The organism is Massilia sp. CF038 (assembly GCF_900129765.1).
Classification (GTDB): domain Bacteria; phylum Pseudomonadota; class Gammaproteobacteria; order Burkholderiales; family Burkholderiaceae_D; genus Telluria_A.
The window spans coordinates 1,308,872-1,332,686 of sequence record NZ_FQWU01000002.1 but is presented as its reverse complement, the minus strand read 5'-3'; the positions used below and the strand labels follow the sequence as shown (position 1 = coordinate 1,332,686).

22 protein-coding genes are annotated in these 23,815 nt (G+C 63.5%); 6 read left to right on the top strand and 16 right to left on the bottom strand.

What is annotated here, in order from left to right; genetic code table 11:
• Positions 1–47: 47 nt before the first annotated feature.
• The 6 genes from BUC24_RS16430 to BUC24_RS16405 all read right to left on the bottom strand — a co-directional run bounded on the left by BUC24_RS16430 (position 48) and on the right by BUC24_RS16405 (position 6,065).
• The gene (locus tag BUC24_RS16430; protein WP_073218450.1) at positions 48–1,460 is read right to left on the bottom strand and encodes an acetate kinase; all 1,413 of its coding nucleotides are present in this window, start codon (positions 1,458–1,460) and stop codon (positions 48–50) included.
• 15 nt (positions 1,461–1,475) lie between these two features.
• Entirely contained in the window at positions 1,476–1,976 is a 501-nt protein-coding gene (locus BUC24_RS16425; RefSeq protein WP_073218447.1) for a hypothetical protein, read from the bottom strand.
• Positions 1,977–1,987: 11 nt separating this feature from the next.
• Positions 1,988–2,668, bottom strand: coding sequence for a C39 family peptidase (locus BUC24_RS16420; protein WP_073218443.1), 681 nt, complete (start codon positions 2,666–2,668; stop codon positions 1,988–1,990).
• Positions 2,665–2,988, bottom strand: coding sequence for a hypothetical protein (locus BUC24_RS16415; protein ID WP_218606511.1), 324 nt, complete (start codon positions 2,986–2,988; stop codon positions 2,665–2,667). The genes BUC24_RS16420 and BUC24_RS16415 overlap by 4 nt, the downstream gene beginning before the upstream one ends.
• A gap of 54 nt (positions 2,989–3,042) precedes the next feature.
• On the bottom strand, positions 3,043–4,458 hold the full coding sequence (locus tag BUC24_RS16410) for a hypothetical protein (protein WP_073218441.1): 1,416 nt from the start codon (positions 4,456–4,458) through the stop codon (positions 3,043–3,045).
• A gap of 293 nt (positions 4,459–4,751) precedes the next feature.
• Positions 4,752–6,065 (bottom strand): sigma-54 dependent transcriptional regulator, encoded by a 1,314-nt coding sequence (locus BUC24_RS16405; RefSeq protein ID WP_073218438.1) that lies wholly within the window; start codon positions 6,063–6,065, stop codon positions 4,752–4,754.
• A 153-nt stretch (positions 6,066–6,218) separates the two neighbouring features.
• Between BUC24_RS16405 and BUC24_RS16400 the strand changes: the two genes are divergently transcribed.
• The 5 genes from BUC24_RS16400 to BUC24_RS16380 all read left to right on the top strand — a co-directional run bounded on the left by BUC24_RS16400 (position 6,219) and on the right by BUC24_RS16380 (position 14,679).
• A complete protein-coding gene (locus tag BUC24_RS16400; protein ID WP_073218435.1) occupies positions 6,219–7,715 on the top strand; it encodes a dipeptidase in 1,497 nt (498 codons plus the stop codon).
• 281 nt (positions 7,716–7,996) lie between these two features.
• A complete protein-coding gene (gene galT / locus BUC24_RS16395; RefSeq protein ID WP_073218432.1) occupies positions 7,997–9,088 on the top strand; it encodes a galactose-1-phosphate uridylyltransferase in 1,092 nt (363 codons plus the stop codon).
• Between the two features lie 22 nt (positions 9,089–9,110).
• On the top strand, positions 9,111–10,199 hold the full coding sequence (galK, locus tag BUC24_RS16390; protein WP_073218428.1) for a galactokinase: 1,089 nt from the start codon (positions 9,111–9,113) through the stop codon (positions 10,197–10,199).
• Positions 10,196–11,980 (top strand): glycoside hydrolase family 2 TIM barrel-domain containing protein, encoded by a 1,785-nt coding sequence (locus tag BUC24_RS16385; protein WP_073218425.1) that lies wholly within the window; start codon positions 10,196–10,198, stop codon positions 11,978–11,980. Before galK ends, BUC24_RS16385 begins: the two co-directional genes overlap by 4 nt.
• Before the next feature lie 68 nt (positions 11,981–12,048).
• Positions 12,049–14,679, top strand: a complete 2,631-nt coding sequence (locus BUC24_RS16380; protein WP_073218422.1) for an NAD(P)-binding protein — start codon at positions 12,049–12,051, stop codon at positions 14,677–14,679.
• Between the two features lie 623 nt (positions 14,680–15,302).
• Here BUC24_RS16380 and BUC24_RS16375 read toward each other — a convergent pair.
• The 9 genes from BUC24_RS16375 to BUC24_RS16335 all read right to left on the bottom strand — a co-directional run bounded on the left by BUC24_RS16375 (position 15,303) and on the right by BUC24_RS16335 (position 21,395).
• Positions 15,303–16,160, bottom strand: coding sequence for a hypothetical protein (locus BUC24_RS16375; RefSeq protein WP_073218419.1), 858 nt, complete (start codon positions 16,158–16,160; stop codon positions 15,303–15,305).
• A gap of 171 nt (positions 16,161–16,331) precedes the next feature.
• The gene (locus tag BUC24_RS16370; protein WP_083598952.1) at positions 16,332–16,733 is read right to left on the bottom strand and encodes a VanZ family protein; all 402 of its coding nucleotides are present in this window, start codon (positions 16,731–16,733) and stop codon (positions 16,332–16,334) included.
• Between the two features lie 76 nt (positions 16,734–16,809).
• On the bottom strand, positions 16,810–17,130 hold the full coding sequence (locus tag BUC24_RS16365) for a hypothetical protein (RefSeq protein ID WP_073218416.1): 321 nt from the start codon (positions 17,128–17,130) through the stop codon (positions 16,810–16,812).
• 485 nt (positions 17,131–17,615) lie between these two features.
• Positions 17,616–18,038: an organic hydroperoxide resistance protein gene (locus BUC24_RS16360; RefSeq protein ID WP_073218413.1), complete on the bottom strand. Its 423-nt coding sequence runs from the start codon at positions 18,036–18,038 to the stop codon at positions 17,616–17,618.
• A gap of 117 nt (positions 18,039–18,155) precedes the next feature.
• A complete protein-coding gene (locus BUC24_RS16355) occupies positions 18,156–18,635 on the bottom strand; it encodes a MarR family winged helix-turn-helix transcriptional regulator (RefSeq protein ID WP_073218410.1) in 480 nt (159 codons plus the stop codon).
• A complete protein-coding gene (locus tag BUC24_RS16350) occupies positions 18,632–19,396 on the bottom strand; it encodes an SDR family NAD(P)-dependent oxidoreductase (protein ID WP_073218407.1) in 765 nt (254 codons plus the stop codon). Before BUC24_RS16350 ends, BUC24_RS16355 begins: the two co-directional genes overlap by 4 nt.
• A 73-nt stretch (positions 19,397–19,469) precedes the next feature.
• Positions 19,470–19,970, bottom strand: a complete 501-nt coding sequence (locus tag BUC24_RS16345; protein ID WP_229448249.1) for a TPM domain-containing protein — start codon at positions 19,968–19,970, stop codon at positions 19,470–19,472.
• An 11-nt stretch (positions 19,971–19,981) separates the two neighbouring features.
• The gene (locus BUC24_RS16340) at positions 19,982–20,785 is read right to left on the bottom strand and encodes a TPM domain-containing protein (RefSeq protein ID WP_073218401.1); all 804 of its coding nucleotides are present in this window, start codon (positions 20,783–20,785) and stop codon (positions 19,982–19,984) included.
• Position 20,786: 1 nt separating this feature from the next.
• A complete protein-coding gene (locus BUC24_RS16335) occupies positions 20,787–21,395 on the bottom strand; it encodes a LemA family protein (protein WP_073218398.1) in 609 nt (202 codons plus the stop codon).
• 125 nt (positions 21,396–21,520) lie between these two features.
• On the opposite strand from BUC24_RS16335, the gene pyrF reads away from it, so the two are divergent.
• Complete coding sequence (pyrF, locus tag BUC24_RS16330; RefSeq protein WP_073218396.1) at positions 21,521–22,339, top strand: orotidine-5'-phosphate decarboxylase; 819 nt, start codon at positions 21,521–21,523, stop codon at positions 22,337–22,339.
• A gap of 24 nt (positions 22,340–22,363) precedes the next feature.
• Here the strand turns inward: pyrF and sbcB are convergent, their stop codons facing one another.
• Positions 22,364–23,812 carry an exodeoxyribonuclease I gene (sbcB, locus tag BUC24_RS16325; RefSeq protein ID WP_073218392.1) on the bottom strand — a complete coding sequence of 483 codons (1,449 nt, stop codon included), beginning with the start codon at positions 23,810–23,812 and terminating at the stop codon, positions 22,364–22,366.
• Positions 23,813–23,815 lie beyond the last annotated feature (3 nt).

Here is a 23,815-nt window from a genome sequence, read left to right as displayed (position 1 = left end):
GGCCGGCAAGGGACAGGCAACCATGGTAGCCAGAATGGACGACGCCGTCAAAACGTGGTCGGCACGCGCAGCGTCAGTGACAGGTCGGGGGTGTCGCGCGTGAGGCCGGCACCGACCGACACGTTTAGACTGCGCTGCTCGCTGAGCCGGTAGGAAAATCCCAGCAGCAAGGTACCCAGCTGGGTACGCACGGCGCCTGGCACCACGCGCCCGTTTTGCCTGGTACGTCCGATGGAACTGTGATCGTAACCAAGGCTGAGCGACGCTTTTTCATTCAAACCCAGTCCCATACCAAAATTGAAGCCGGCAATGTCGCCTGGCTTGATTTCGCCCAGCAGTTCTTGCTCGCCACCGAGGACGGTCCGGCTGACATGGCTGCGCTTGAAATTGTGCAGATAGCTGACGCTGCCAAAGAAGACCGCGGGATCAGACGGGAACAGCCAGGTGAGGCCTGGTTGCACCGAGTAAAATCCGGACCCGGTTGGCAAGTCGAGCGGCAAGCCGGTGCCGGTGGCGTTGGGACCAATGCAGCGGCGGGTGCAGTCGGTGACCACGTCGAACGGATCGCGCCCGGTGCGCGATTTGATGCGCAACGAAGCCACATAGTAAGCGCGTTCCACGCCGCCATCATTGAGCTGGTAGCGCAAGGCCGCTTCCGCGTCGCCAATATGCTTGCCGCTGGTATCGAACACGTTTTCGACCGCAGTGCCAGTGAAGATTTCGCGGCTGACGGTGGCGTCGGAGCGGTACACATAGGGCAGCTTGATTTCCATTTCGAGGCGGTTGCTCAATCCGGTTCTTCCGCTCAGCACGGCTGTAACGGTATTGCGTTTGATTTCACGTACGTCAACCAGGCCGATCAGCAAAGCAGGGATCACGGTATAGCCCACCAGCGCGACCCGATTGCTGGACGAGTAGCCGTATTGCAGCGCCGGCTCCAGGACATACTTGCCCTTGGGCGTGAGCACGCCGGGCTGCTCGAACAGCGGGGCGACAGCAGGCGGGCGCGGGTCGCGCTGCGGCGCGCGGCCCACGCTTGCCTGGCTGGATGATGGCGCCGGTGCCGCTGGCGGCGGTGAAGATGAAGGCGGCGGCAGGGGCGGGGCCGATGCCGTGTCGGACGCGTTCGCTGGTTTCGACGCTGATCCGGCAGGGGCTGCAGATGAGCCCGACGGCTGGCCGGGCGCACCTGACGGCATGCTATTCGCGGTGGCCGTGACGCTCTGTCCGCCAGTGCCACGTTGCTGTGCCAGCTGATCGGGGGAGAGCACGGTGGGCGCTGCCAGGTCCTGACGCGCGGCCAGTTCGCGCGCCAGCTGGTCAATCAGAAGACGTTGCTCGGTCAGCTGTTGCTGCACGCGTGCCAGTTCAGCCCGAACATCCTGCTGGGCAAATGCGAACGGCGCAATCAGCAGCGCGGTGACGCCTGCGCCGCCCAGGCGCAAAGGGTGTCCATGCATGCAAAGCTCCTGTCGTTACGGGCCTGCCGCGCGCGCGATCGCGTCGCTGAGGTTGCCGTTAAAGTGTAGTGTGTTCAGCATGTCCATGCTGTTGACGGACGCGCTGATGGTTGTGCGGCTGTCGATACGCTGATCGTTCAGGGTGTTTTGAATCACGGTGCCGGCGAGCGCCGCGTCCGACATGGCAGCGAGGTAGATATTCCCACTGCCGTTCTGAACCAAGTTGACCTCGGACAGAGCTGCGCGGGTTTGCCTTGCCTGCTCGACACTGAGCCGCGTGATGTCAGGGATCTGCACCGTGGTGTGGGTGACCGTGACGCCATTGATGGCCACCAGGCGTTCAATGCCCAGCGCCACTTCAAGGCCACTGGTGCTGACAAAGCCGCCGCGCTGCCCAGACAGCACCGCTTGGGTTACCGGGATCCAGCCTGGTGGCGCGGCCAGTGCCGGGCTGAGCACGGCGCACAGCAACAGGGCGAGGGCGCCGCGCTGCCGTTCAACATGCGCTGTGTACATATCGTTTCCTTTCAAAAATCGCCGGGGCCGAGTTTTGCCATGGTGGCCGCACCCAGCCCATCGCGGGCAAACACGGCGGCCAACGGCGCCGCTGGCGCAGTGCGCCATTCTGCGCTGGCATTGAAGCTGCCCGCATGGGTGTCGCCATGAATCACAAACAGCAGCTTGCCGACCCAGGCCGCATGAAACGCCGCGCGTGTCAGGGCACGGGTGCCGCGCGCAGGATCACCCAGCAGCACGCGATCGCCAGCGATGCCTTTGACAACCACGAAATGCTGGTAGCCCTTGTCGGACAGCAGTACGATGGCCGGCAAGCCCGCCTCGCTCAGCTTTTCAAGAGGCAACTGAAAACCGTCGGCGCGGTAACCGTGCGCGGCCAGAAAGGCTTGCATGTCGAGCAGGGAAAAGCCCTCTCTGCGAATTCTGGCCTGGTCGCCGCGCGCATACATTTGCTCAAACACTTGCTGCTCGGTGAAGCGCTGGCCGTAGTGATACGTGAGCAAGGTCGCGACTGCAGCCGAACCGCAGCTGAAATCGTATTGCTGACGCATGGTGGTGCGAAAACGCATCTCCTTGAGGCTGGACGCCGGGACGTCAAAGCGCGCCCCGCCAATGGCCATGTCAAGCGCTGCCACGGGCGGCGTCGCCACGACCATTGCCATGCTCAGCCAGAGTACAAAAGAGCGCTTCATCGAAGCTGCAACTGGACCACGGTCGCGTTCTGAATCGACACATTGGCGCCGGTGTTCTGGATCACGACAGGGATACCAGCTGCGCCACGAAACGCGCCACCTTGCACTGTATTTGCGCCGGTGACCACCTGGTTTGCCGAATTGTTGTTGACTGCGGCCGTGAGCGAACTGCTTGCGTGCAGGTCGGCGCTGCCACCGCGGGTATGCGCCAGCATGGCGCTCGGCACCGCCGGGCCCAGCGCCGGCTGCGCCAGGGCGGCTGGCGGGGCGCCGAGCAGGACCAGCAAGGCGGCGCAGGAAATCGAACTCGATGGATTCATACAATCTCCGGAGGGGAACAAGGCCGGCATCGAAGCGACGCCGGCCATGGGGAATTACGGGCCGACCGTCAGGTTCGACTGTACATTGACGCTTTGCTGAATCAGCGATGAGAAGCCATTGTTTTGCGTCACGGCCATGATGCCGGCGGCGGACTGGCCGACGTTGCTCATCGTGTTCGACATGTCGAAGGTGCCCGCGGTGACCGTGGTGGTGCCGCCATTGCCGCCCGTGGCGGAAGCGCCCGCGCCGCCGGTGCCGGCGCCGCCCGTGTTGGTACCGCCATCGCCGCCGGCGCCGCCCGTATTGGTGCCGGCAGTACCGCCTGCGCCACCAGCACCGCCCGTGGCACTGCCCACCGTTGGCGAGCCGTTGCTGGCAGTGCCACCGGTGCCGCTGCCGCCAGCTGCACCTGCGCCGCCGGCACCGCCGTCGCCCACCGTGGCTGCCGCGCCGGCACCACCGGCCGTGCTCGCTGTTGCGCCGGCGCCGCCGGCACCGCCGGTGCTGTCGCCGCTGTTGGCGCCATTGCCGCCGGTGCCGGCCGGGCCAACGGTGGTGTCGCCTGCCGTGGTGGTGGAAGCGCCACCGGTGCCGGCGCCAGCTGTGCTGGTGCTGGTGCCCGGATCGGTGCCCGTGGCGCCGCCCGGCGTGCCCGAGGTGCTGGCGCCACCGGTGCCGTCACTCGTTGAACTGGCCACGGATCCAAGGCCCAGGCCGCCGTCGCCCCCGCTGCCGCCCGCGCCGCCAGCGCCACTGGCAGCATTGCCGCCACTGCCACCATTGCCGCCCAGCGCCAGGCCGCCGTCGCCGCCATTGCCGCCCAGTGCCAGGCCGCCGGCCCCGCCGACACCGCCGGCGCCGCCGGCACCACCGACACTGCCTGTGGCCAGAACAGTGCCATTGGTGGCGCTGCCGTTGTTGCCATTGGCGCCAGCGGCGCCAGCGCCGCCATTGGCGCCGGTGGCCGCTGCACCTGCGCCGCCGGCGCCAGCTGCCAGCCCGCCGACACCGGCTGCCCCATTGCCGCCCGTGGCAGCGCCGCCGCTGGCGTTACCGGTATGGTTGGCCAGGTTGCCGATGTTGTTGATCGTGTTCCCCGTGACAGTGCCCGTCAGTGCGCTGCTGGCGGTGGCGGTGGAATTGTTGAATGAATTGCTCATGGTCGACGTGGAGGTGGAAGCATTGTTGGCCGCCGCCGCGTTCAGGCCGGCACCGAGCGCGTCGCCCAGGCTATTGTTTTGTCCAGTACTCTTGTCGTTGCCGGTATCGGTACTCGTGGTCTGGGTCGCGCTTGCGTTGTCGCTAGCCTGGGGCGCGTCGCCGCCCTGGGTGGTGGTATTGCTGGCAGTCTGGGTCAGCGCACCGCCGCTGCTGCCCGAGGGATTGCTTGCGTTGTTGGTCGGGTCTGCTGCCAGCGCGGCGGTGCTGAATGCCAGCGTGATTGCTGTGGCCAAGATAGTTTGTTTCATGTGTGCCCCTTTTGTTTTCGAAATGTCGTTGAAATAAGCCTGGCTTGCCGGGTCAGGTCTACCTGTCTGTGCAAAAGCGGTGCCACGTTTGCTGCGGCTGCGCTAAGCACTTGAATTCAAAGGCTGTTTCACGCGCCGCCCTGGTATCGGCCCGGTTGCGCATGGCAACGGCCCCAGTGAATTCGTCTTGAACTGTCACATTCCGGAGACGGCGCTGGCGGTGCGTTCTGCTGCTGCGCCGGGCGTTTCTCGCCACAGGGCAAAGTGGCACATGGGCGTGACAGCTGCCGTATTCAGGTGGCAATGCCGTGCTTGGCCATCTGGCGGTACAGGGTCATGCGCGAGATGGCCAGTTCGCGCGCAGCACGTGTCACATTGCCGTCCCAGCGTTGCAGGCTGGCCAGAATGGCAGCGCGCTCGGCTTCGATGCGTGAGACGCCCAGCGCCGCGCCATCGTGCGCAGCGGCATGGGCAGGGGCCAGGCCCAGGTCCTGCGGTGCGATCAGACGGCCCTCGGCCAGCACCAGTGCGCGCCGCACCCGGTTGATCAGTTCGCGTACATTGCCAGGCCAGGCATGGGCCCGCAGGGCGCGCAGCGCAGCCGAGCTGAAACCTTTGAGGCGGGGCGATTTTTCCGCCGCGTAGGCGCGGAAGAATTGTTCAGCCAGAATGGCCAGGTCGTCGCGCCGTTCGCGCAGCGCTGGCACGGTCAGGGGCAGCACATTGAGGCGGTAATACAAGTCCTCGCGAAACTGACCGAGGGCGACGGCTTGCTGCAAGTCCACATGCGAGGCGGCGATCACACGCACGTCGACGGTGATGCTGCGCGTGGCGCCAACCCGGTAAATGGTTTTCTCCTGTAAAAAGCGCAGCAGGTTCGATTGCAGTTCTTTGGGCAGGTCGGCAATTTCGTCAAGGAAGATGCTGCCACCCGCCGCCGACTCGATCAGCCCGGCCTTGTCGCGCGCCGCGCCGGTGAAGGCGCCGCGTGCATGGCCGAACAGTTCCGACTGGATCAGGGCGGGCGGTATCGCGCCGCAATTGATCGGCACGAAGGGACCGCGCGCCCGCATGGACGCCGCATGAATGGCCTGCGCCGCCAGCTCTTTGCCGCTGCCGCTTTCGCCCCAGATCAGGACCGGTGCTTCGGCCCGGGCAACCTTGCGGATTTGCGCGCGCAGGCGCGTAATGGCCGCGCTGTTGCCTGCCAAACCCATCGGCGGCGCAGTGCCTGCCAGGCTCTGGCTGCGCAGCAGCGCCACGCCGTGCGCGTGGCCCAGCGCATGGGCCAGGCGCAGGGGATCGGCTGGTGTGGTGTGGAAATCGAACAAGTGGTCGAGCACGATATCAGCCCAGTCGGGCATGCATGCCACGCTGGGCGGCGCCAGCGCGATCCAGTGGGTGCGCCAGTGCAGGCGCAGGAAACGGTCAAGCGCGCGCAAACCGGCCTCGCCTTCGCTTGCGGGCAGGTCGATCAATCCGGTCAGGCAAGGGGTGGCGCGCAGCAGGCGCGCCGCCTCGGCCAGGCCGGATACCAGCTGCACGTCCCAGGTGGGCAGCCGCGCAGCCCAGGTGTCATCGTGGCTGATGCATACAAGTTCCCTCATCGTGTGTGTCCCCCAGGATGCGGGGGCACATGCGCCGCATCATCCCGGTTCGACTGGCCCGGGTGGCCCCCGTTCACTGCGCTGGCTTGACCCAGGTCAGCCCGTCGTCTGCGTGCTAGACTTGTCGATTCGTAAATTCATGGATGTGCTCTCATGCGCTTGCCCGCTCTTGTTGCCAGTCTCTTTTTCGCCAGCACCGCGGCCATGGCCGGCGCCCCTTCGCCGCAGGCCAGCGCTGCTGCCCGCCATGCCGTCACGACCTATCAGGATGCGGTGGTCGACAGCCTGGCGGCGATGGTCAGCTTCAATACCGTTGCCGACCCGGCGCTGCCGCTGGAACGCAATCCACAGCACATCGCGTTCAAGCTCTACTTGAAGGAAACAGCCGCGCGCCTGGGTCTCGATTTCAAGGATCATGGGGCGGTGGTGGTGATCGGCTTCGGCGACAGCAGCGAGCGCATCGGCCTCATCACCCACGGCGACGTGCAGCCGGTCGACCCCAGCAAGTGGAAAAAATCGCCCTTTGAACTGGACCGGACCAGCGAGCCGGGCCGCCTGCTCGGCCGCGGCAGCGAGGACGACAAGGGGTCGATCGCGACTGCCATGTTTGCCATGAAAGCCATCCGCGACCAGAATCTGCCCTTGAAGAAGCGGCTCGAGTTGTATGTGTACATGGCGGAAGAATCGGACTGGGACCCGCTCACGGTTTTCCTCAAGACCCATGTGCCGCCCCAGATCAATCTGACCTTCGATGCGGAATATCCGGCCGTGGTGGCGGAAAAAGGCTGGGGCGCCGTGCGCGTCAATTTCCCACCGGCCAAGGGCGCGGCGGGTAGCGGCCCGTTTGTCGCTGCCTTCGCAGGCGGCTTTTTCGGCAGCCAGATCCCGGAAGACGCCAGCGCAGTGATCGAGAACGCCACGCCGGCGCTGGCCGCAGCGGTGCGCGCACGGGCCGCGCGTCAAAACGGCATGCATTACGAGTTCAAGCTGACGGGCAAGCGCCTGGCCATTTCCGCGCGTGGCGTCTCGGCCCACTCCTCCAAACCGGAAGATGGCATCAATGCCATCAGCATGCTGGCCGACGCGCTCAAGGTCAGAAGCTGGCCCGACCGTGGCCCTGGTGCCCTGGTCAATTTCCTCAACGACCTGGTGGGGACAGGTTGGTATGGCGAGCGCTTCGGCAAGATTGCCTACCGCGATGCCTTCATGGGGCCGATGACGTTCGCGCCCACGGTAATCAAGGCCTCGCCTGCGGGCGATGAGTTGAACATCAATCTGCGCCGTCCCCGTGGCAAGCAGGGCGCCGTGCTGGAGCAGGAAATCCGCGCGGCGATCACGGCCTGGCAAGGGCGCCACGGTCATGATGGCAAGGTTGCTATCGAGCTCAGCGAACCATGGGTCCAGGACGATGCGCCGCAGCTGCCGACCTTGCTGTCCGTGTACGCGCACTACACCGGGCAGACCGACCCGAAACCGATAGCGATTGGCGGCGGCACCAATTCGCGCCTGTTCCCGCATGCGGTCGCGTTCGGTCCAGCGATGCCGGGCGCGGTCTACACGGGCCACTCGGAACACGAGTTCATCACGACGCAGCAATTGCTGCTGAACCTGGAAATGGTGACCGCGGTCATGGTGGAGTTGGCCAAATAAGCCGCGAATGCGACCTGCGCACGGCGACGTGTTCGCTTCGATCTCACCCGTAAAAATGCCGATGCATTGTGTAGGTCACTGCCTACACAATGCAACCGTGTTCAATACCTGCGCGGTGAGATTTTCATCGTCCTCCCATAGGCAGTTCATCTGGGATGCGAGTGCATTGCGCGCAAGCGGTCGAAGTCAATTTTTTAGAGGAAATCCAGCCACCTGACTGGCGTCAATAACGGCAAAAACTGCGTGCTAGGATCCGCTCCCTGACCGCAACCGCCGACGCCATGCACAGTCTCGATCTGACCAAACCCGATGGGCGCAGCATGACCCTGTACAGCAGCGCGCCCATTGCGGCCGGGCTGTCCGCGCCCAGTCCGTTTCCGCAGCCGCAGCTGGCCAATCCGCATTTGCGCTGGCATCCTCTGCGCGGCGAATGGGTCACCTACGCGGCCTATCGGCAACACCGCACCTATCAACCGCCGCCCGAATACAATCCCCTCGCGCCCATGCGCGACCCTGCCCATCCGACCGAAATGCCGGCAGGCGATTACGAGATTGCGGTCTTCGACAACCGCTTTCCCTCGCTGGCGCCGGACGCGAGCGACGCACCGGCACTGACGGTGCCCACCATGCCGGCCAAGGGCCACTGCGAAGTGGTGGTGTTCACGCAAGACGCGCTGTCTTCTCTGGGCACTCTGCCGCTGGCCCGGATCGATTTGCTGCTGCAAGTGTGGGGCGACCGTACCACCCGCCTTGCCGCTCAGGCCGACATCGCCTATGTACTGCCGTTTGAAAACCGCGGTGTGGAAGTTGGGGTGACGCTGCATCATCCGCACGGGCAAATCTACGCCTATCCGGTGGTGCCCCCGGTGCCGGCCCGCATGCTGGCGCAAGAACGTACATACCACGCTGAGCATGGCAGCAACCTGCTGTGCGACCTGGCGCGCGACGAAGCAGCCAGCGGCGCCCGGGTCGTCTATGCAGGCCCACACGCCATGGCCTTCGTCCCGCCTTGCGCGCGCTACCCGTACGAGGTGTGGGTCATGCCGCGGGTGCCGGTCGCCGGATTTGCCGACCTGAGCGCGCCGCAGCGCGCCGATCTGGCCCGCGCCCTCAAAACCGTCCTGCTCAAGTACGAACATTTATGGGACCGGCCTTTCCCCTACCTGATGGCCTGGTATCAGGCGCCCACCGACGGCGCCGCCCATCCGGCAACCCAGCTGCATGCCCAGTTCTTTCCGCCTTACCGCAATCGCGACCGCCTCAAGTATCTTGCCGGCACCGAACTGGGCGCGGGCTTCTTTGCCATGGATGTGTTGCCCGAAGCCAGCGCTGCCCAGCTGCAGCAGGTCGCGGTCGATCCGGAGGCGCCATGAGGCCGAACACAAAAGGGCGGCCATGCTGAGCGCCGCAGCCTTCTTTGGCGGCGCGCCCGAGGCGCACGCCTCCGCCCCCGGCCGGGTCAATCTGCTGGGCGAGCATACCGACTATAACGACGGCTTCATGCTGCCGGTGGCCACACCGCAACGCACCGAGGTGGCGCTGGCAAGCAGTGCCGACGGCTTCTTCACGCTGTATTCGTCCACCCTCGACAGCAGTGTGCGCTTTGCCCGCGACAGTAGCGCGCCGCCCGGCTTTGGCCGCTATCTCGAAGGCTGCATCCGCATGGTGGAGCAGGAAGGCATCACCGTGCCGCCACTGCGCGTGCACGTGAGCACCAGCCTGCCGGTGGGCGCCGGCCTGTCGTCCAGCGCTGCGCTTGAAATCGCCATGCTGCGTGCCTTGCGGATCTTGCTTGGCTTGCCTTTCGACGACGTGGCCCTGGCGCGCATGGCGCAGCGGGCCGAGATCCATTACGCCAAAGTCCATTGCGGCATCATGGACCAGATGGCGGCGAGTCTGGCGGACAGCACGCACATGCTGTTCATCGATGCGCGTACGCTGGCGCACCGGCTGACGCCACTGCCGCCTGAGAGCGAATTGATCGTGATCGATTCCGGCGTGCCGCGCACGCTGGCGGGCAGCAAATACAACGAACGGCGCAGCGAGTGCGACGCCGCCGCGCGCCAGCTCGGCGTGGCCAGCCTGCGCGACGTGGCCGATCCGGCCAGTGTGCAGGCATTGCCCCCGCCACTGCGCGAACGCGCGCGCCACGTGGTGCATGAAAACCAGCGCGTCCTGGAAGCGCTGGCTGGGATCGATGCTGTGCGATTTGGCCAGCTCATGAATGATTCGCACGCCAGCCTGCGCGACGATTATGCCGTCTCGATCCCGGCCCTTGATTTTCTGAGCGAGATGTTGCGCGCGCAGCCAGGTGTGTACGGCGCGCGCCTGACCGGTGCCGGCTTTGGCGGCGCCTGTGTGGCGCTGTGCCGGCGTGGCATGGCAGCCGGCGCCGGCCGGGCTGCACTGGCTCGCTTCAACGACGGCGGCATGCAAGGCAGCCTGCTGATCCCCGTTCCGACCGACAGAGAGGATGACAGATGAGTGATTTCGAGTACCCGCGCCCGCAGTTGGTGCGCGAACATTGGATGAGCCTGAACGGCCCCTGGAAGTTCCGCTACGACGACGAGCGCACCTACAAAATTCCGGACGGCCCGATCGAATGGACGCACACGATCGAGGTGCCGTTTGCGCCCGAGGCAACAGCGAGCGGGATCGGCGACACCGGGTTTCACTGGGTATGCTGGTACGAACGCGAGTTCGAGATCGGCCCGCACAACGGTCACACGATCCTGCATTTCGGGGCAGTCGACTATCGCGCCCGGGTCTGGGTCAACGGGCACCTGGTGGCCGAGCACGAAGGTGGCCATACGCCATTTTCGTGCAATATCAGCACTGCACTGCGTGCAGACGGCAAGCAAGTGGTGACCGTGTATGTGGAGGACGATCCGCACGATCTGGCCAAGCCGCGCGGCAAGCAGGACTGGCTGCTGGAACCGCATTCAATCTGGTATCCGCGCACCACGGGCATCTGGCAGAGTGTGTGGCTCGAGCAGGTGGCGTCCACCTATATTCAGACCCTGCGCTGGACGCCGATCTTCGAAACCTACGAAATTGGCTGCGAAATTTTCGCCACCGGCGATGTCAACGAGGATCTGTTCGTCGAAGTCAAGATCTGGCATGGCGACAATCTGCTGGCCGATGACCATTACAAGCTGCTCGGCCACGAAGCGAACCGCAAGATTGCCTTGTCCGATCCCGGGATCGATGATTCGCGCAACGAATTGCTCTGGAGTCCTGAGCGGCCGACCTTGCTCGATGCGGAAGTCACCTTGCACCATAAGGGCGTCGTGCTCGATCGCATCGTGTCGTACACGGCCTTGCGTTCCGTGGCCATCAACCGTGACCGCTTCATGCTCAACGGCCGCGCGTACGCGCTGCGGCTGGTGCTTGATCAGGGCTACTGGCCCGGTTCGCTGTTGACGGCGCCTTCCGATGCCGCCCTCAAGCGTGATGTCGAGCTGGCCAAGGCCATGGGCTTTAACGGCGTGCGCAAGCACCAGAAAATCGAGGATCCCCGCTACCTGTACTGGGCCGATCGGCTGGGCTTGCTTGTATGGGAGGAAATGCCCTCGGCTTACCGCTTCAGCCCCAAGGCCATCACGCGCATGGTGCGTGAATGGACCGAGGCCATTGAGCGCGACTACAGCCACCCCTGCATCATTGTCTGGGTCGCGTTCAACGAATCGTGGGGTGTGCCGAATCTGACCCTGACCCAGGCCCATCGCAACGCGGTCGAGGCGCTGTATCACCTGACGCGCACGCTCGATGCCACCCGTCCCGTCATTGGCAACGATGGCTGGGAAGCATCGGCCACCGATATCCTGGGCATCCACGACTACGACTGCAATCCCGACAAACTGGCGGCGCGGTATACCACCACGGAGCCAACCCGAACCCTGTTTGATCAACGCCGCCCGGGCGGGCGCATTCTCACGCTCGATGGTTTCCCGCACCGGGGGCAGCCGATCGTCCTGACCGAGTTCGGCGGCATTGCCTTCGACAAGGATGCCGCGCAGGAACTGAAAACCTGGGGTTATTCGCGCGCGCATACCGAGGACAGCTTTATCGATTTGTATCGGCGCCTGCTGGAGGTGGTCAACACGACGACCATGTTCAGCGGCTTTTGCTACACCCAGTTCAGTGACACCTTCCAGGAGGCCAACGGTTTGCTGTGCGCTGACCGCACCCCCAAGGTGGCGCTGGAGATGATCAATGCGGCCACCCGGGCCGGCACCACGGAGGAAAAACCAGCCGGATCCTAGCAAGGAGCCGACCCGCACGCCCATTCAGAATTCTTTCACGCACGGCCGCACGGGCCAAAGGAGCCATCATGCCAACGATTATCGTATTTTGTCATCTGCGCTGGGATTTCGTGTATCAGCGACCGCAGCAGTTACTTTCAAGGTTGGCACAGCACTACCGCATCCTGTTTGTTGAAGAGCCCGTGCATGATGCAGGCGAAAGCCATATCGAAACATCGAGCCCCGTGCCCAACGTCACGGTCTGCCGGCCGCACACGCCGAGCCAGGCCAGCGGTTTCCATGATGACCAGCTGCCCTTGCTGCAACCGCTGCTGGCGGAACTGGCACCGCCAGGTGAGGCGCCGATCGTGTGGTTCTACACGCCGATGGCCTTGCCGTTGCTGCGCGACCTGCAACCCAGCCTGGTGGTGTATGACTGCATGGATGAGCTGGCTGCCTTCAAGAACTCCCCCAAACAATTGCTGCAACGCGAATCGGCCTTGCTCAATCGCGCTGATCTGGTGTTCGCGGGCGGGCCCAGCCTGTTCAATGCCAAGCGCGCGCGGCACGCGAATGTGCATTGCTTCCCCAGTAGCGTGGACGTCAGACATTTTGCCCGGGCCCAGATTGGTGGCAGCGCGCACCCGCTGCAGCAGGCAATACGCCGCCCCAGACTGGGTTTCTATGGCGTCATTGACGAGCGCTTCGACAGCGCGCTGATGGGCTGTGTCGCCGCTGCCCATCCCGAGTGGGAAATCGTGCTTGTTGGGCCGGTCGTCAAAATCGACGCATCCACCTTGCCGCAGCATGCCAACATCCATTACCTGGGCCAGCAAACCTATGCCGACTTGCCTGCCTTTTTGGCGGGCTGGGACGTGTGCCTGCTGCCGTTTGCCCTGAACGAGGCGACGCGCTTCATCAGTCCGACCAAGGTGCTGGAATACATGGCCGCGGGCTTGCCGATCGTGAGCACTGCAATAGCCGATGTCGCGCAGCCATATGGCCACGTGGTGGCGATTGCCCATGATAGCGCCGCTTTCATTCGTGCCTGCGAAGCGGCCCTGGCCATGGACGAACAGGCCCGCGCTGCCATGCTGACGTGCATGCACGAGATCGTCCAGACCACCTCCTGGGACGTCACGGCTGAACAAATGCGCGACTTGCTGGCGCATACACCGGCGCGGCGCGAGGCGGCGCGCTTCGTTCCCGCCGCGGTCGCTGCGCAAGCCGGCAGTGCGCAGCAGAGCCGTAGCAAACTCAATGCCCTGCGTCCGCACAGTGGGGCGCAGCCAGTCCAGACTGCCATTATCGGCGCGGGCCCCACAGGCCTGTCGGCCGCTTACCATCTGGGCGAGAGGGCACTGCTATTGGAGAAGAACGCGAGCGTGGGCGGCTGGTGCCGGTCGCTCAACGACCACGGCTTCACCTTCGATCACGCTGGCCACATTATGTTTTCCAACGATCCCTACGTGCTCAAGCTGTACGACATGCTGCTGGGTCCAAATCTGCATTGGCAAGACCGCGAGGCTTGGGTCTACAGCAAGAATGTGTACACGCGCTATCCCTTCCAGGGCGCCCTGTATGGCTTGCCGCCGAAGGTGATTTCGGAATGCATTGTCGGCGCTGTCGAGGCACGCTTTGGCAGTCTGGACGGTCCATCATCCACCCCGCCTTGTACGGTCAAGCCGATCGATGATTGCTGCGCCGACGGCAGCGCAGAGGTCGGCAATACCGCCACCATTGCGCCGCGGCGCCAGGAGACCCAGCATTTTGAAGAATTCATCTACAAAGTGTGGGGCAAGGGTATCGCCAAGCATTTTGCAATTCCCTACAACCGCAAACTGTGGACCGTCCCGCTTGACGAGATGGAAACGTCGTGGCTGGGCGGCAGGGTACGGCTGCCTGATCTGGAGCAGATTATCGAAGGCGCGCTGGAACCGGTGGGCAAGCCAATGGGGCCGAACGCACGGTTCGGCTACCCGCTGTCGGGCGGATTCCAGGCACTGATGTCAGGCTTCTTGCCTCATATAAAGGGCCGGATCGAAATGAATGCGGCGGCCGCGCAGCTGTTCCCGCGCGAACACCTTCTGCTCATGGCAGATGGCAGCCGGTATCGCTACGATCACTTGATCAGTACCATGCCGTTACCGGAGCTGATTCGCCTCATGGGCGATGCCGCGCCGCCCGAAGTGCAGCGCGCTGCGGCTGGCTTGCGTCACATTTCCGTGCGCTGCGTGAACCTGGGTGTGGCGCGCGAGAACATCACGGACAAGCATTGGATTTACTATCCCGAAGAGACGATCTTCCATCGCATTTTTGTTCAGGGCAACGCCAGTCCGCATTGCAACCCGCCTGGCGGCTTCGGCCTCACTTGCGAGATTTCATATTCACCGAGCAAGCCGCTGCCGCTTGAAGGCCAGGCCTTGATTGACCGCTGCATTGCCGACTGTGTCGCAGTCGGCATGCTCACGCCGGAAGATCGCATGATCACAAGCAACCAGGTGGACATGCCGTACGCCTACGTGGTGTATGACCACGCGCGCGCGGCCAATGTGGCCACGGTGAAAGCGTGGCTTGCCCGGCACGATATCATTCTGGCGGGGCGCTATAGTGAGTGGGAGTATTACAATTCCGATCATGCCTTCCTGGCTGGGAAGAAGGCGGCCGACAGCGTCTTGCGTTTGCGTGCGGACGCCGCAAAGCGTGCCGGTGCCGAGTAAATGCAGCTGGGCAGTTTGGGCGTAACGACGGTGCGGGCGCAACAACACAATCGGCGTTGGGCCCTGAACGCCGATTTGCCATGCGGCCCCGTACCTGTTTGCCGCATTGTTGATTCGCCGCTGGCGCACGGCCCAGGCGCGGGTATCGCCGAATACGCTTGCCGTTTGCGGATTCGTCGACACGTCACCGCTGGCGTCTGAGACGCTCATTTATCTGGCGTTGTTTTTTTTGTTTGCCATCTTCACCGGTTGACGCGCGTGCGTGTTCAGGTGCTGCAAGCAGAAGGGGGTGTCACAGTGCATCTGCGCGGGTGGCAATACATCGCTCTGACGAAGGCGGGCTCGCATGTGCGGCCCTGTAGCGCGAGGAATGCGCTGACGTTTGGGCGCGGAAAAACGCATGCCAGCACGATGCCCACTGCCGCTGAGCGCGACTCCTGCATTGCAGTCGGCGTCGCCGCAACAAACCGGATGCCGCGCAGCCCACTGACGGGCCGCCCGTGCACCTGAACATTGCGGCAACTTGCCGGTGATACGAGATCAGGGCGAGGCGAGGCGAGGTCAAGGTGCGGACGGCGTGCGCTCGTGCTTGCGCTTGCGAGCCAACGCCGTCCCTCGGCGCCTTAGCGCTGGATGGCGCCGCTGACCAGGCGCACGCGGTCGCCGGTGGCGAAGGTCGGCGCCCATTCCTGCGTGATGACCTGGGTCCGGCCGTCGTCGGTGCGCAGGGTGATGCGATAGAGGCGATCGCTCGTCATGCTGGAGCCGGTGGTGCCAGTGCTGTTGCTTCCGCCCACAGCCGCGCTGGACCCTGTTCCTGCACCAGTTGCTGCCCCGCCGGATTGGCGCTGTATCACTTCAATGCTGGCAACGGTGCTGTTTGGTGCGCTTGCAGCTGCCGTGCCGGACGTGCTACCAGTGCCGGTGGCGCTACCGGAGTGACTTTGACCGCTGGCGCTACCAGAGTGACTTTGGCCGCTAGCGTTCCCCGTTCCTGCCATGCTGCCACTTCCGCTCCCTGAGCCCGCCACGCTGCCGCTGCCGGCGCTGCCAGTGCTACCCATGCTGCCGGTGCTGCCAGTACTGCCGAGGCTGCCCGCGCTCCCGGTGCTCGCGGTGCTCCCCGCGCTTCCGGTACCGCTTGCCCCCATGCTGCCGCTACCTGAGCCTGCGCCGCTGCTGCCGGTGCCAGCCGTACTGCCGTAGCTGCTGGTGTCGCCGCTGCTGCCTGCCGTGCTGCTGCCGCTACTGCCGCTACCGCTGCCAATGCTGCTGGTAGCGCCACTTTCGGCAGTGCTGGCGGTGCTGTCTGCACCGCTGCCACTGGTGCCGCTGCTGCCCGTTCCACTGCCGCCGCTGGTACTGCTCATGCCCGAGCTGCCGCCCATGCTGTCGCTGCCGCTGGTGCCAGTGGAGCTGCATGCCGCCAGCCCCAGTGCCAGCAAGCCCGCCAGCAGCACGCTTTGTTCGATACGCTTCATGATCCACTCCTTTGGTTGGGTATGTTGCCGTGTGCGTGACAGTGCCGCGTGCCACCAAGGTAAGAGGCGCGATGTCGGGCGACGTTCCCCATGCTTTCAGGACGCATGAGCCACGTCAAAGGGTGGGGCGGTTCGGGCGGGGTGGTGCCATGCGCTCGCAGGGCGGGCGGTTCAGCGTGCCTGCTCGGATTGCGGTGCCGGCAGAAGAGCCCAGAGCAGGCTGGCGCAGACGATGGCGGCGCCGACGTCGACCAGCCAGTCCGCCACCGCTGCAGTACGGTAGGGAAGCAGGCTTTGTACCATTTCGTCGGCGGCCCCCATGGCGGCGATGGCCAGCACGGCGCGCACGGCGCGTGCGGTCCGGCTGCCGACGGTGCCGGTAAACAAGAGGAAGGTCAGAATGCCATAGGCCAGGCTGTGCAGCATGACGCCGGGCGCGACCTGGCCGATGTCGGCGCGCGCGCCGGGAATCGAGCCGGCGATCAGGATCAGGGCATACATGCAGAAGGCGGCACGCAAGCGCCATGGGCGCAGGCGCTGGTCGAGCGTGAGCAGGTGCAGAAATTGTTGCATGGAGCGGTGGCGAAAAAAAACGCCACGATAGCACGTACCGCGACACTGCGCAGTCTTGCTGCCCCGTACCCGAGGTTCAGATGGTCAAAGCTGCGCTGCCGTTGGGATAGTGCGCGTCGTAGCAGCGCAGGCAGTCAGCGCAGAACAGGTGGGCCAGTCGCACGCGCCGTTGCCGCAAGACCAGTTTGAGATGCGATTGACGGCAGGCAGGGCACAGTTCGCGCACGGCACCGAAGGTAATCAGGTCGACTGGACCGTCATCGTCCAGATGGTCAAATACGGTGTCTGGCGCCAGTTCGCTGAGGATCAGCGCTTCTTGCGGTTCGCGCGGACGGGGCTGGTGGACGGGGCGGTCCAGGGTTTCTTGCGTTTCTGGTTCCAGTAGATATTCACTCATTAAAATCTCCCCTGTTGTCGATGGTGAGAACGATGCGGCAGGATTCTAATAATAGGTTAACGTGCGTCGCCTTCAAGCGCGATTTTGGGGCGCGTCAACCCTTGTTCATTTTGGTGCGCATCGGAAAAAAAGTGCCCGCTTTTGGGGCGGGCGAAACCCAAGAAAATCGGGCAAGAGTTGGAATTTGGTTGGCGTGCCGCCATCAAGGTCGGCACACCTGGCCTTGTCACGCATATCAGTTGCATGTACAGAAGCTGAACTCAGTATAGTCAGGGAATGTGACTTGGCTATGACATAGCGCAATATCGCTACGATTTCGGCGAACGAAATCGAATCTGAAACAACCAAAAAAAAAGCCCGCTGGTGAAAGCGGGCTTAAACTATCTTCTTGGAGGAGAATAGTGGAGACAGGCACTATTATGGTGCGCAGCATCATATATGTCTAATTGTCATTTCTCATATCAGACATACGAAATCAGCATAACTTACGCGTTGACGGTCAATTTGACGTCGATATTGCCGCGCGTTGCATTCGAGTAAGGGCACACCTGGTGCGCCTTGTCGACCACGGCTTGCGCTGCGGCCTGGTCCATGCCCGGGGTCGAGACCGCCAGGGTGACGCTCAAACCGAAACCGCCTTGCGCGTTCGGGCCAATGCCCACCGATGCATTGATGCTGGCATCTGCCGGGATCGGCGTTTTCATCTGCCCGCCCACCAGCTTCATGGCCGACAGGAAGCAAGCTGCGTAACCAGCAGCAAACAACTGCTCAGGATTGGTGCCAGTGCCGCCTGCGCCGCCCAGTTCTTTGGGGGTGGACAAGCCCACATCCAGGGCTTTGTCGCTTGAGCTGGCGCGGCCTTCGCGGCCACCGGTTGCCGTTGCGTGTGCTGTGTAAAGTACTTGCATGTGAATCTCCTTGGTTGGGTGAAGGCGGCATCCGTTGCCGATGAATGAACTATAGCGCACAATTAAATTGTACGCAATTGATTATCGCTATCGCCTCAACAGCCTGTCGCCCAGCGCTTATGCCTCGCCGTCCAGATTCTTGAACAGATCATCACGCACCCGGGCCAGCTCGCTGCGCATCCGTCCCAGCGCCGCCACTTCCTGGCCGCTGGCACACAGTACCTGGGGCGGAATTTCCAGGGCCGCCTTGCGCAAGGCCCGGCCATGCGGGCTGAGCACGATGCGGACCTGGCGTTCATCGTGCGGGTCGCGGTTGCGCGAGACCAGGCCATTGGCTTCCAGGCGCTTGAGCAAGGGCGTCAGGGTGCCGGAATCGAGAAACAGGCGGGCGCCGATTTCTTTGACCAGAATGGCATCTTGCTCCCACAGCACCAGCATCACCAGGTATTGCGGATAGGTGAGGCCAAGCCGGTCGAGCATGGGCTTGTAGGTTTTGGTCATGGCGTGCGACGCCGAGTACAGCGCGAAGCAGAACTGGTTATCCAGCGCCAGCATGTTCACACCAGGCGTCGCGGCCTGCTTCGCGTCATCGTTCATTCGTTCACCGGTACCGTGTAGTTGAGAGCGAGGCGGCCGCCATCGACATACATGGTCTGGCCTGTCATGTAGGAAGCATCGTCGCTGGCCAGGAAAGCCACGACGGCGCCGACTTCTTCCGGTTCGCCGCAACGCCCGGCAGGCGTGCGCGAGAGGATGGTATGGCGCGCCTCCGGGCTGGCCAGGACCGCTTTTTTCGCCAGTTCGGTCAGGATGGTACCGGGACCGACGCCGTTGACGCGGATGCCGTGCGGGGCCAGATTGAGGGCCATGACCTTGGTCAGCTGGTTGATGGCGCCCTTGGAGACCACATAAGGCACCTGGTTCGGAATGGCCAGCTCAGCGTTGACGCTGGACATATTGATGATGCAGCCACTGCGCTGACCGACCATGTGGCGCGCGGCAGCCTGGCCACACAGGAACATGGATTTCAGGTTAATGCGCAGCACCCGGTCGAAGTCGTCTTCGGCCAGGTCGAGGAAATCGGCCGCATGGGTCACGCCGGCATTATTGACCAGGATATCGATCCGGCCGAAGGCGGCAATGGTGGCGGCGATCATCGCGTCCACGTCCACCTTGAGGCTGACATCGGCGGCGAAAAAGCGGGCGTGCTCGCCCATCGCCTGGGCCACGGCCGCGCCCTCCGGTTTGATATCGACCAGCATCACGCGCGCGCCTTCGCGCAGCAAGCGCTCGGCACAAGCCAGTCCGATGCCCTGGGTGGCCCCGGTGACGATGGCAACGCGTTGTTCTAATCTCATGGCTTGCTTTCAGGCGTGGTTGAAAGAGCGAATTTTAACCATTGCGGCCCGCATGCGCGCTGTTTTTCTGCACTCAGAGCACGACTGGCCGGTCTGGCAGCTCGTTCGGACGACTGCCGTTGGCAGGGAAATGGGTCGCCAGCAAGCCGTTGACCTGGTCGATCGCCGCTTGCGTGCCTGTCAGAAAATCACCACGCGCAAAGCCATCCGTCATCCGCCGGCACACCTGTTGCCAGACAGGCGCGTCAATTTTGCCGGCAATCTGCCGGTCGGCCACAATTTCCACCTTCCGTTCAGCCAGATTCACATACAGCAGCACGCCGCAACGCTCTTCTGTGTCCCACACGCCATATTCGGCGAACAAGGCGAGGGCACGCTGACGCATGCTGACATCAGCCCAGATTGCTTCCGACGGCAGCGCATGCTCCACAATCAGGCGCACTTCGCCCCGGTGCCGCTGTTCGCCACTGGCAATGGCCTGGCCCAGCGCGCTCAGCGTCGCGTCGGGGAACAGGCTGCGCGCTTGACTGCTGCTGGCGCGCCAGTGCCGCCATTGGCGCTTGCATCGATCCATGAATCCTGCCATCACCAGTCTCCCGAGGCGCCGCCGCCATCAAAACTGCCGCCGCCACCCGAAAAACCGCCGCCGCCGAAACCACCACCACCACCGAAGCCACCGCCGCCGCCCCGGCCCGCACTGCCGATCATGCTGCCCAAAATAAAACCGGTGGCACCGCTGTCCCAGCCGCCGCGCGCCAGGCGTGACCGGCGCGGCCGCATGAAACGCATCAGGATGATGGCGCCAAAAAACAGCAGGGGCAGCAGGAAGGAACTGCCGCCACTGTCCTGCTGCCCGCTGGCTGGCGCGGGCGCAGGCGGGGCAGGGAAGGCTTCCTTGTTGAGCAAAGTGGCAATCGCGCCCACCCCGGCCACCAGGCCATCGTAATACTGATTCTCGCGGAAATGGGGGGCGATGATGTCTTGCAGGATGCGCTTGGACTGGGCGTCAGTCAGCACGCCCTGCACCCCGCGCCCGGCCTCGATGCGCAGGCGCCGCATGGCGCTGGTATTGCCGGGGGCAATCAGCAGCAGCACACCGTCATCGACGCCCTTGCGCCCGAGTTTCCAGGCGTCAGTCACGCGGATGCTGTATTGCTCGATCTGTTCGGGCGCCGTGCTCTTGACGGTGAGCACCACGATCTGGCTGCCCGTCTTGCTCTCGTAATCGGCCAGCACGGCTTCCAGCCGGCTGCGCTGCTCGGCGCTGAGCAGGCCGGCCTGATCGGTCACGCGCGCAGCCAGAGCCGGGACGGGCACCAGATCCTGGGCCTGGGCCAGGTGCACCACACTGGCCAGCAGCAACAGCCAAAGCAGACGCATCAAGTGCATCTTATTTACCGAAGTTGACGGCAGGAGCGGTCGAGATCGCCTTTTCATTCTCGACCGTGAACGATGGCTTGACGGCATAGCCGAACATCATCGCTGTCAGATTGGTCGGGAATTTGCGAACCTGCACGTTATAGTCTTGTACCGCAGCGATATAACGCTGGCGCGCCACCGTGATGCGGTTTTCAGTACCTTCCAGCTGCGACTGCAAGTCGCGGAAATTGGCATCGGCCTTCAAGTTCGGATAGGCCTCGGACACCGCCATCAGGCGCGACAGGGCGCCCGACAACTCGCCCTGCACCTGCTGGAACTTCTGGAACGCGGCCGGATCGTTGAGCACTTCCGGCGTGATCTGGAAGCTGGTCGCTGCCGCACGTGCACGGGTCACCGCTTCCAGCGTTTCCTTTTCATGGGCGGCATAGCCCTTGACGGTATTGACCAGGTTGGGAATCAGATCGGCGCGGCGCTGATACTGGTTCACGACTTCGCCCCAGGCTGCCTTGGTGGCCTCGTCCTTGGTCTGGAAATCGTTGTAGCCGCAGCCCGACAGCAGGCTGGCAAACACCAGGGCAAACAGGGTCTGAACCCAGCGTGTGCGGTAAATAGTGGTCATGATTGGTCCATTGCGAGTTGTCGAATAGCCAAAAATATACGCTAAATGCCAACAACATGCCCATTTCAACCGTGTACGTGGACGCGGTACAATGCCGGGTTAGCAAAAGCAACCCGGGGCCCGCCATGACTTTCATCCAACAATTGTCCGCTGCATGGACCACCAATCAATCGATGTTGTGCGTGGGCCTGGACCCCGACGTGGCCCGTCTCCCGGCCGCGCTGCAAAATGAGCCGGACGGTATTTTCACCTTCTGCAAGGCGATCATTGATGCCACGGCCGATCTGGCTTGCGCCTTCAAGCCGCAAATTGCCTATTTTGCGGCCCTGGGCGCCGAGCGCCAGCTCGAGCAAGTGTGCGCTTACCTGCGTGCCAACTATCCCCATCTGCCGCTGATTCTGGACGCCAAGCGCGGCGATATCGGTGCCACCGCCAAGCAGTACGCGCGCGAAGCCTTTGACCGCTACGGTGCCGACGCGGTCACTGTCAATCCGTACATGGGCTTTGATTCAGTCGAGCCTTACATGGAATGGCGTGAGCGCGGCGTGATCGTGCTGTGCCGTACCTCCAACGCGGGCGGCTCCGATCTGCAGTTTTTAAATGTTGACGGCAAACCGCTGTATCAGCACGTCGCTAGCCTGGTGGGCAACAAATGGAACCAGAATGGCCAGTGCGCCCTGGTGGTGGGCGCCACCTTCCCGGAAGAACTGGCACAAGTGCGCGCGCTGGTCGGCGAGATGCCCTTGCTGGTGCCGGGCGTCGGTGCCCAGGGTGGCGATGTGGCAGCAACGGTGCGGGCCGGTAAAACAGCCAGCGGCGGCGGCTTGATGATCAATTCTTCGCGCGCCATTTTGTATGCCGAGCCAGTTGCAGGCGAGGATTTTGCCGACGCCGCCCGCCGGGTGGCCCTGGAAACGCGCGACGCGATCAATCTGTATCGCTAAGCGCGCCTGCCGGACGCTGCGGCCTCAGCGGCGTGAGGGCGCGATCATTTCGGCGTAGTCATACAGCGCGCCAAGGATCTGTTCGGCGCGTTCATCTGCTTCTTCCGACAAGGTATCAATTTCTGCGAACAATTGCTCGATCGTGCGCGCGCCTGCCTCGCCATCGAACAGGCGTGCGGCGCGGTGCTGCTCCCAGTGGGCGGCCTCGTCCACGCTGAGCGTGTGCGGGAAATTGCGCGCGCGGTAGCGGAAGAACAGTTCGCCCAACCGTTCGTCATCAAACGACGGCCGCGCCGCAGCCAGCCTTTCGGGCTTGTCTGCGCGCAGTGTTTCAAGCTTGCGCTTGTCGTCCTTGCTGATAAAGCCGCCGTACAAATCTTCGTCCACATCGGTGTCGCCAGCAGCTGCAGGACGCTGGTAAACCTGCTCCCACATGGCGCCCATGTCTGGCCCCGCCGCGACCGCCTGTGCATGCACACGGCCTAGCTCAAGGTCCAGATCCCAACGCTGGGCCATGGCTGGCGTCAGCGTCTTCAGGTTCGACACCAGCATCGGCGATTTGTTCAGATGGATGCTCTTGATGGGCAAACGTGTCACGCCCTCCGGCAGATCGGCGCTCTTGCTGAACATGCGCAGGCGGATGGTGTCGGCATCGAGCCCGAACAGTTCGGCCGGATCGTAGCGGCAATCCCAGACCAGCACTTCATTCTTGTTGGTCGGATGGGTACCGAGCGGATACACCAGGCCGATGCAGCCGAGCTCGGCAGGGAACATGCCGCTCACGTGCAGGAAGGGCTGGCGCTGCGGCAGCGCCAGGTGCATGCCGATTTCGGCGGAAACCTTGTCCTTCTTGTGCAGGGCCAGACAGAAATCGAACAGCTTGGGCTGGCGCTGGCGGATCAGGCGCGCCAGCGCGATGGTGGCGCGCACGTCCGACAGCGCGTCGTGCGCTGCTTCGTGCACCAGGCCGTTGGCCCGCGCCAAGTGTTCCAGCTTGAAACTGGGCTTGCCATCGTCCCGCAGCGGCCATTCAATGCCTTCCGGACGCAAGGCGTAGGTCATGCGCACCACGTCCAGTAAATCCCAGCGGCCACAATTGTGCTGCCACTCGCGTGCATACGGATCGATCAGATTGCGCCAGAACAGAAAGCGCGTGACCTCATCGTCGAAACGGATGGTGTTGTAGCCCACCCCGATCGTGCCCGGTTCGCTGAAGGCGGCTTCCACGGTGGCGGCAAACTGATGTTCCGGCACGCCCCATTCCAGGCATTGCTGCGGGGTAATTCCGGTGATCAGGCAGGACACCGGGTCGGGCAGAAAGTCCGGCGCTGGCTGGCAATACAGCATGATCGGCGTCCCAATTTCATTCAATTCGGCATCGGTGCGAATGGCGGCAAACTGGGCCGGTCGGTCGCGGCGCGGCTGGGCGCCAAAGGTTTCATAGTCATGCCAAAGGAAAGTATGGGTGGTCATAGA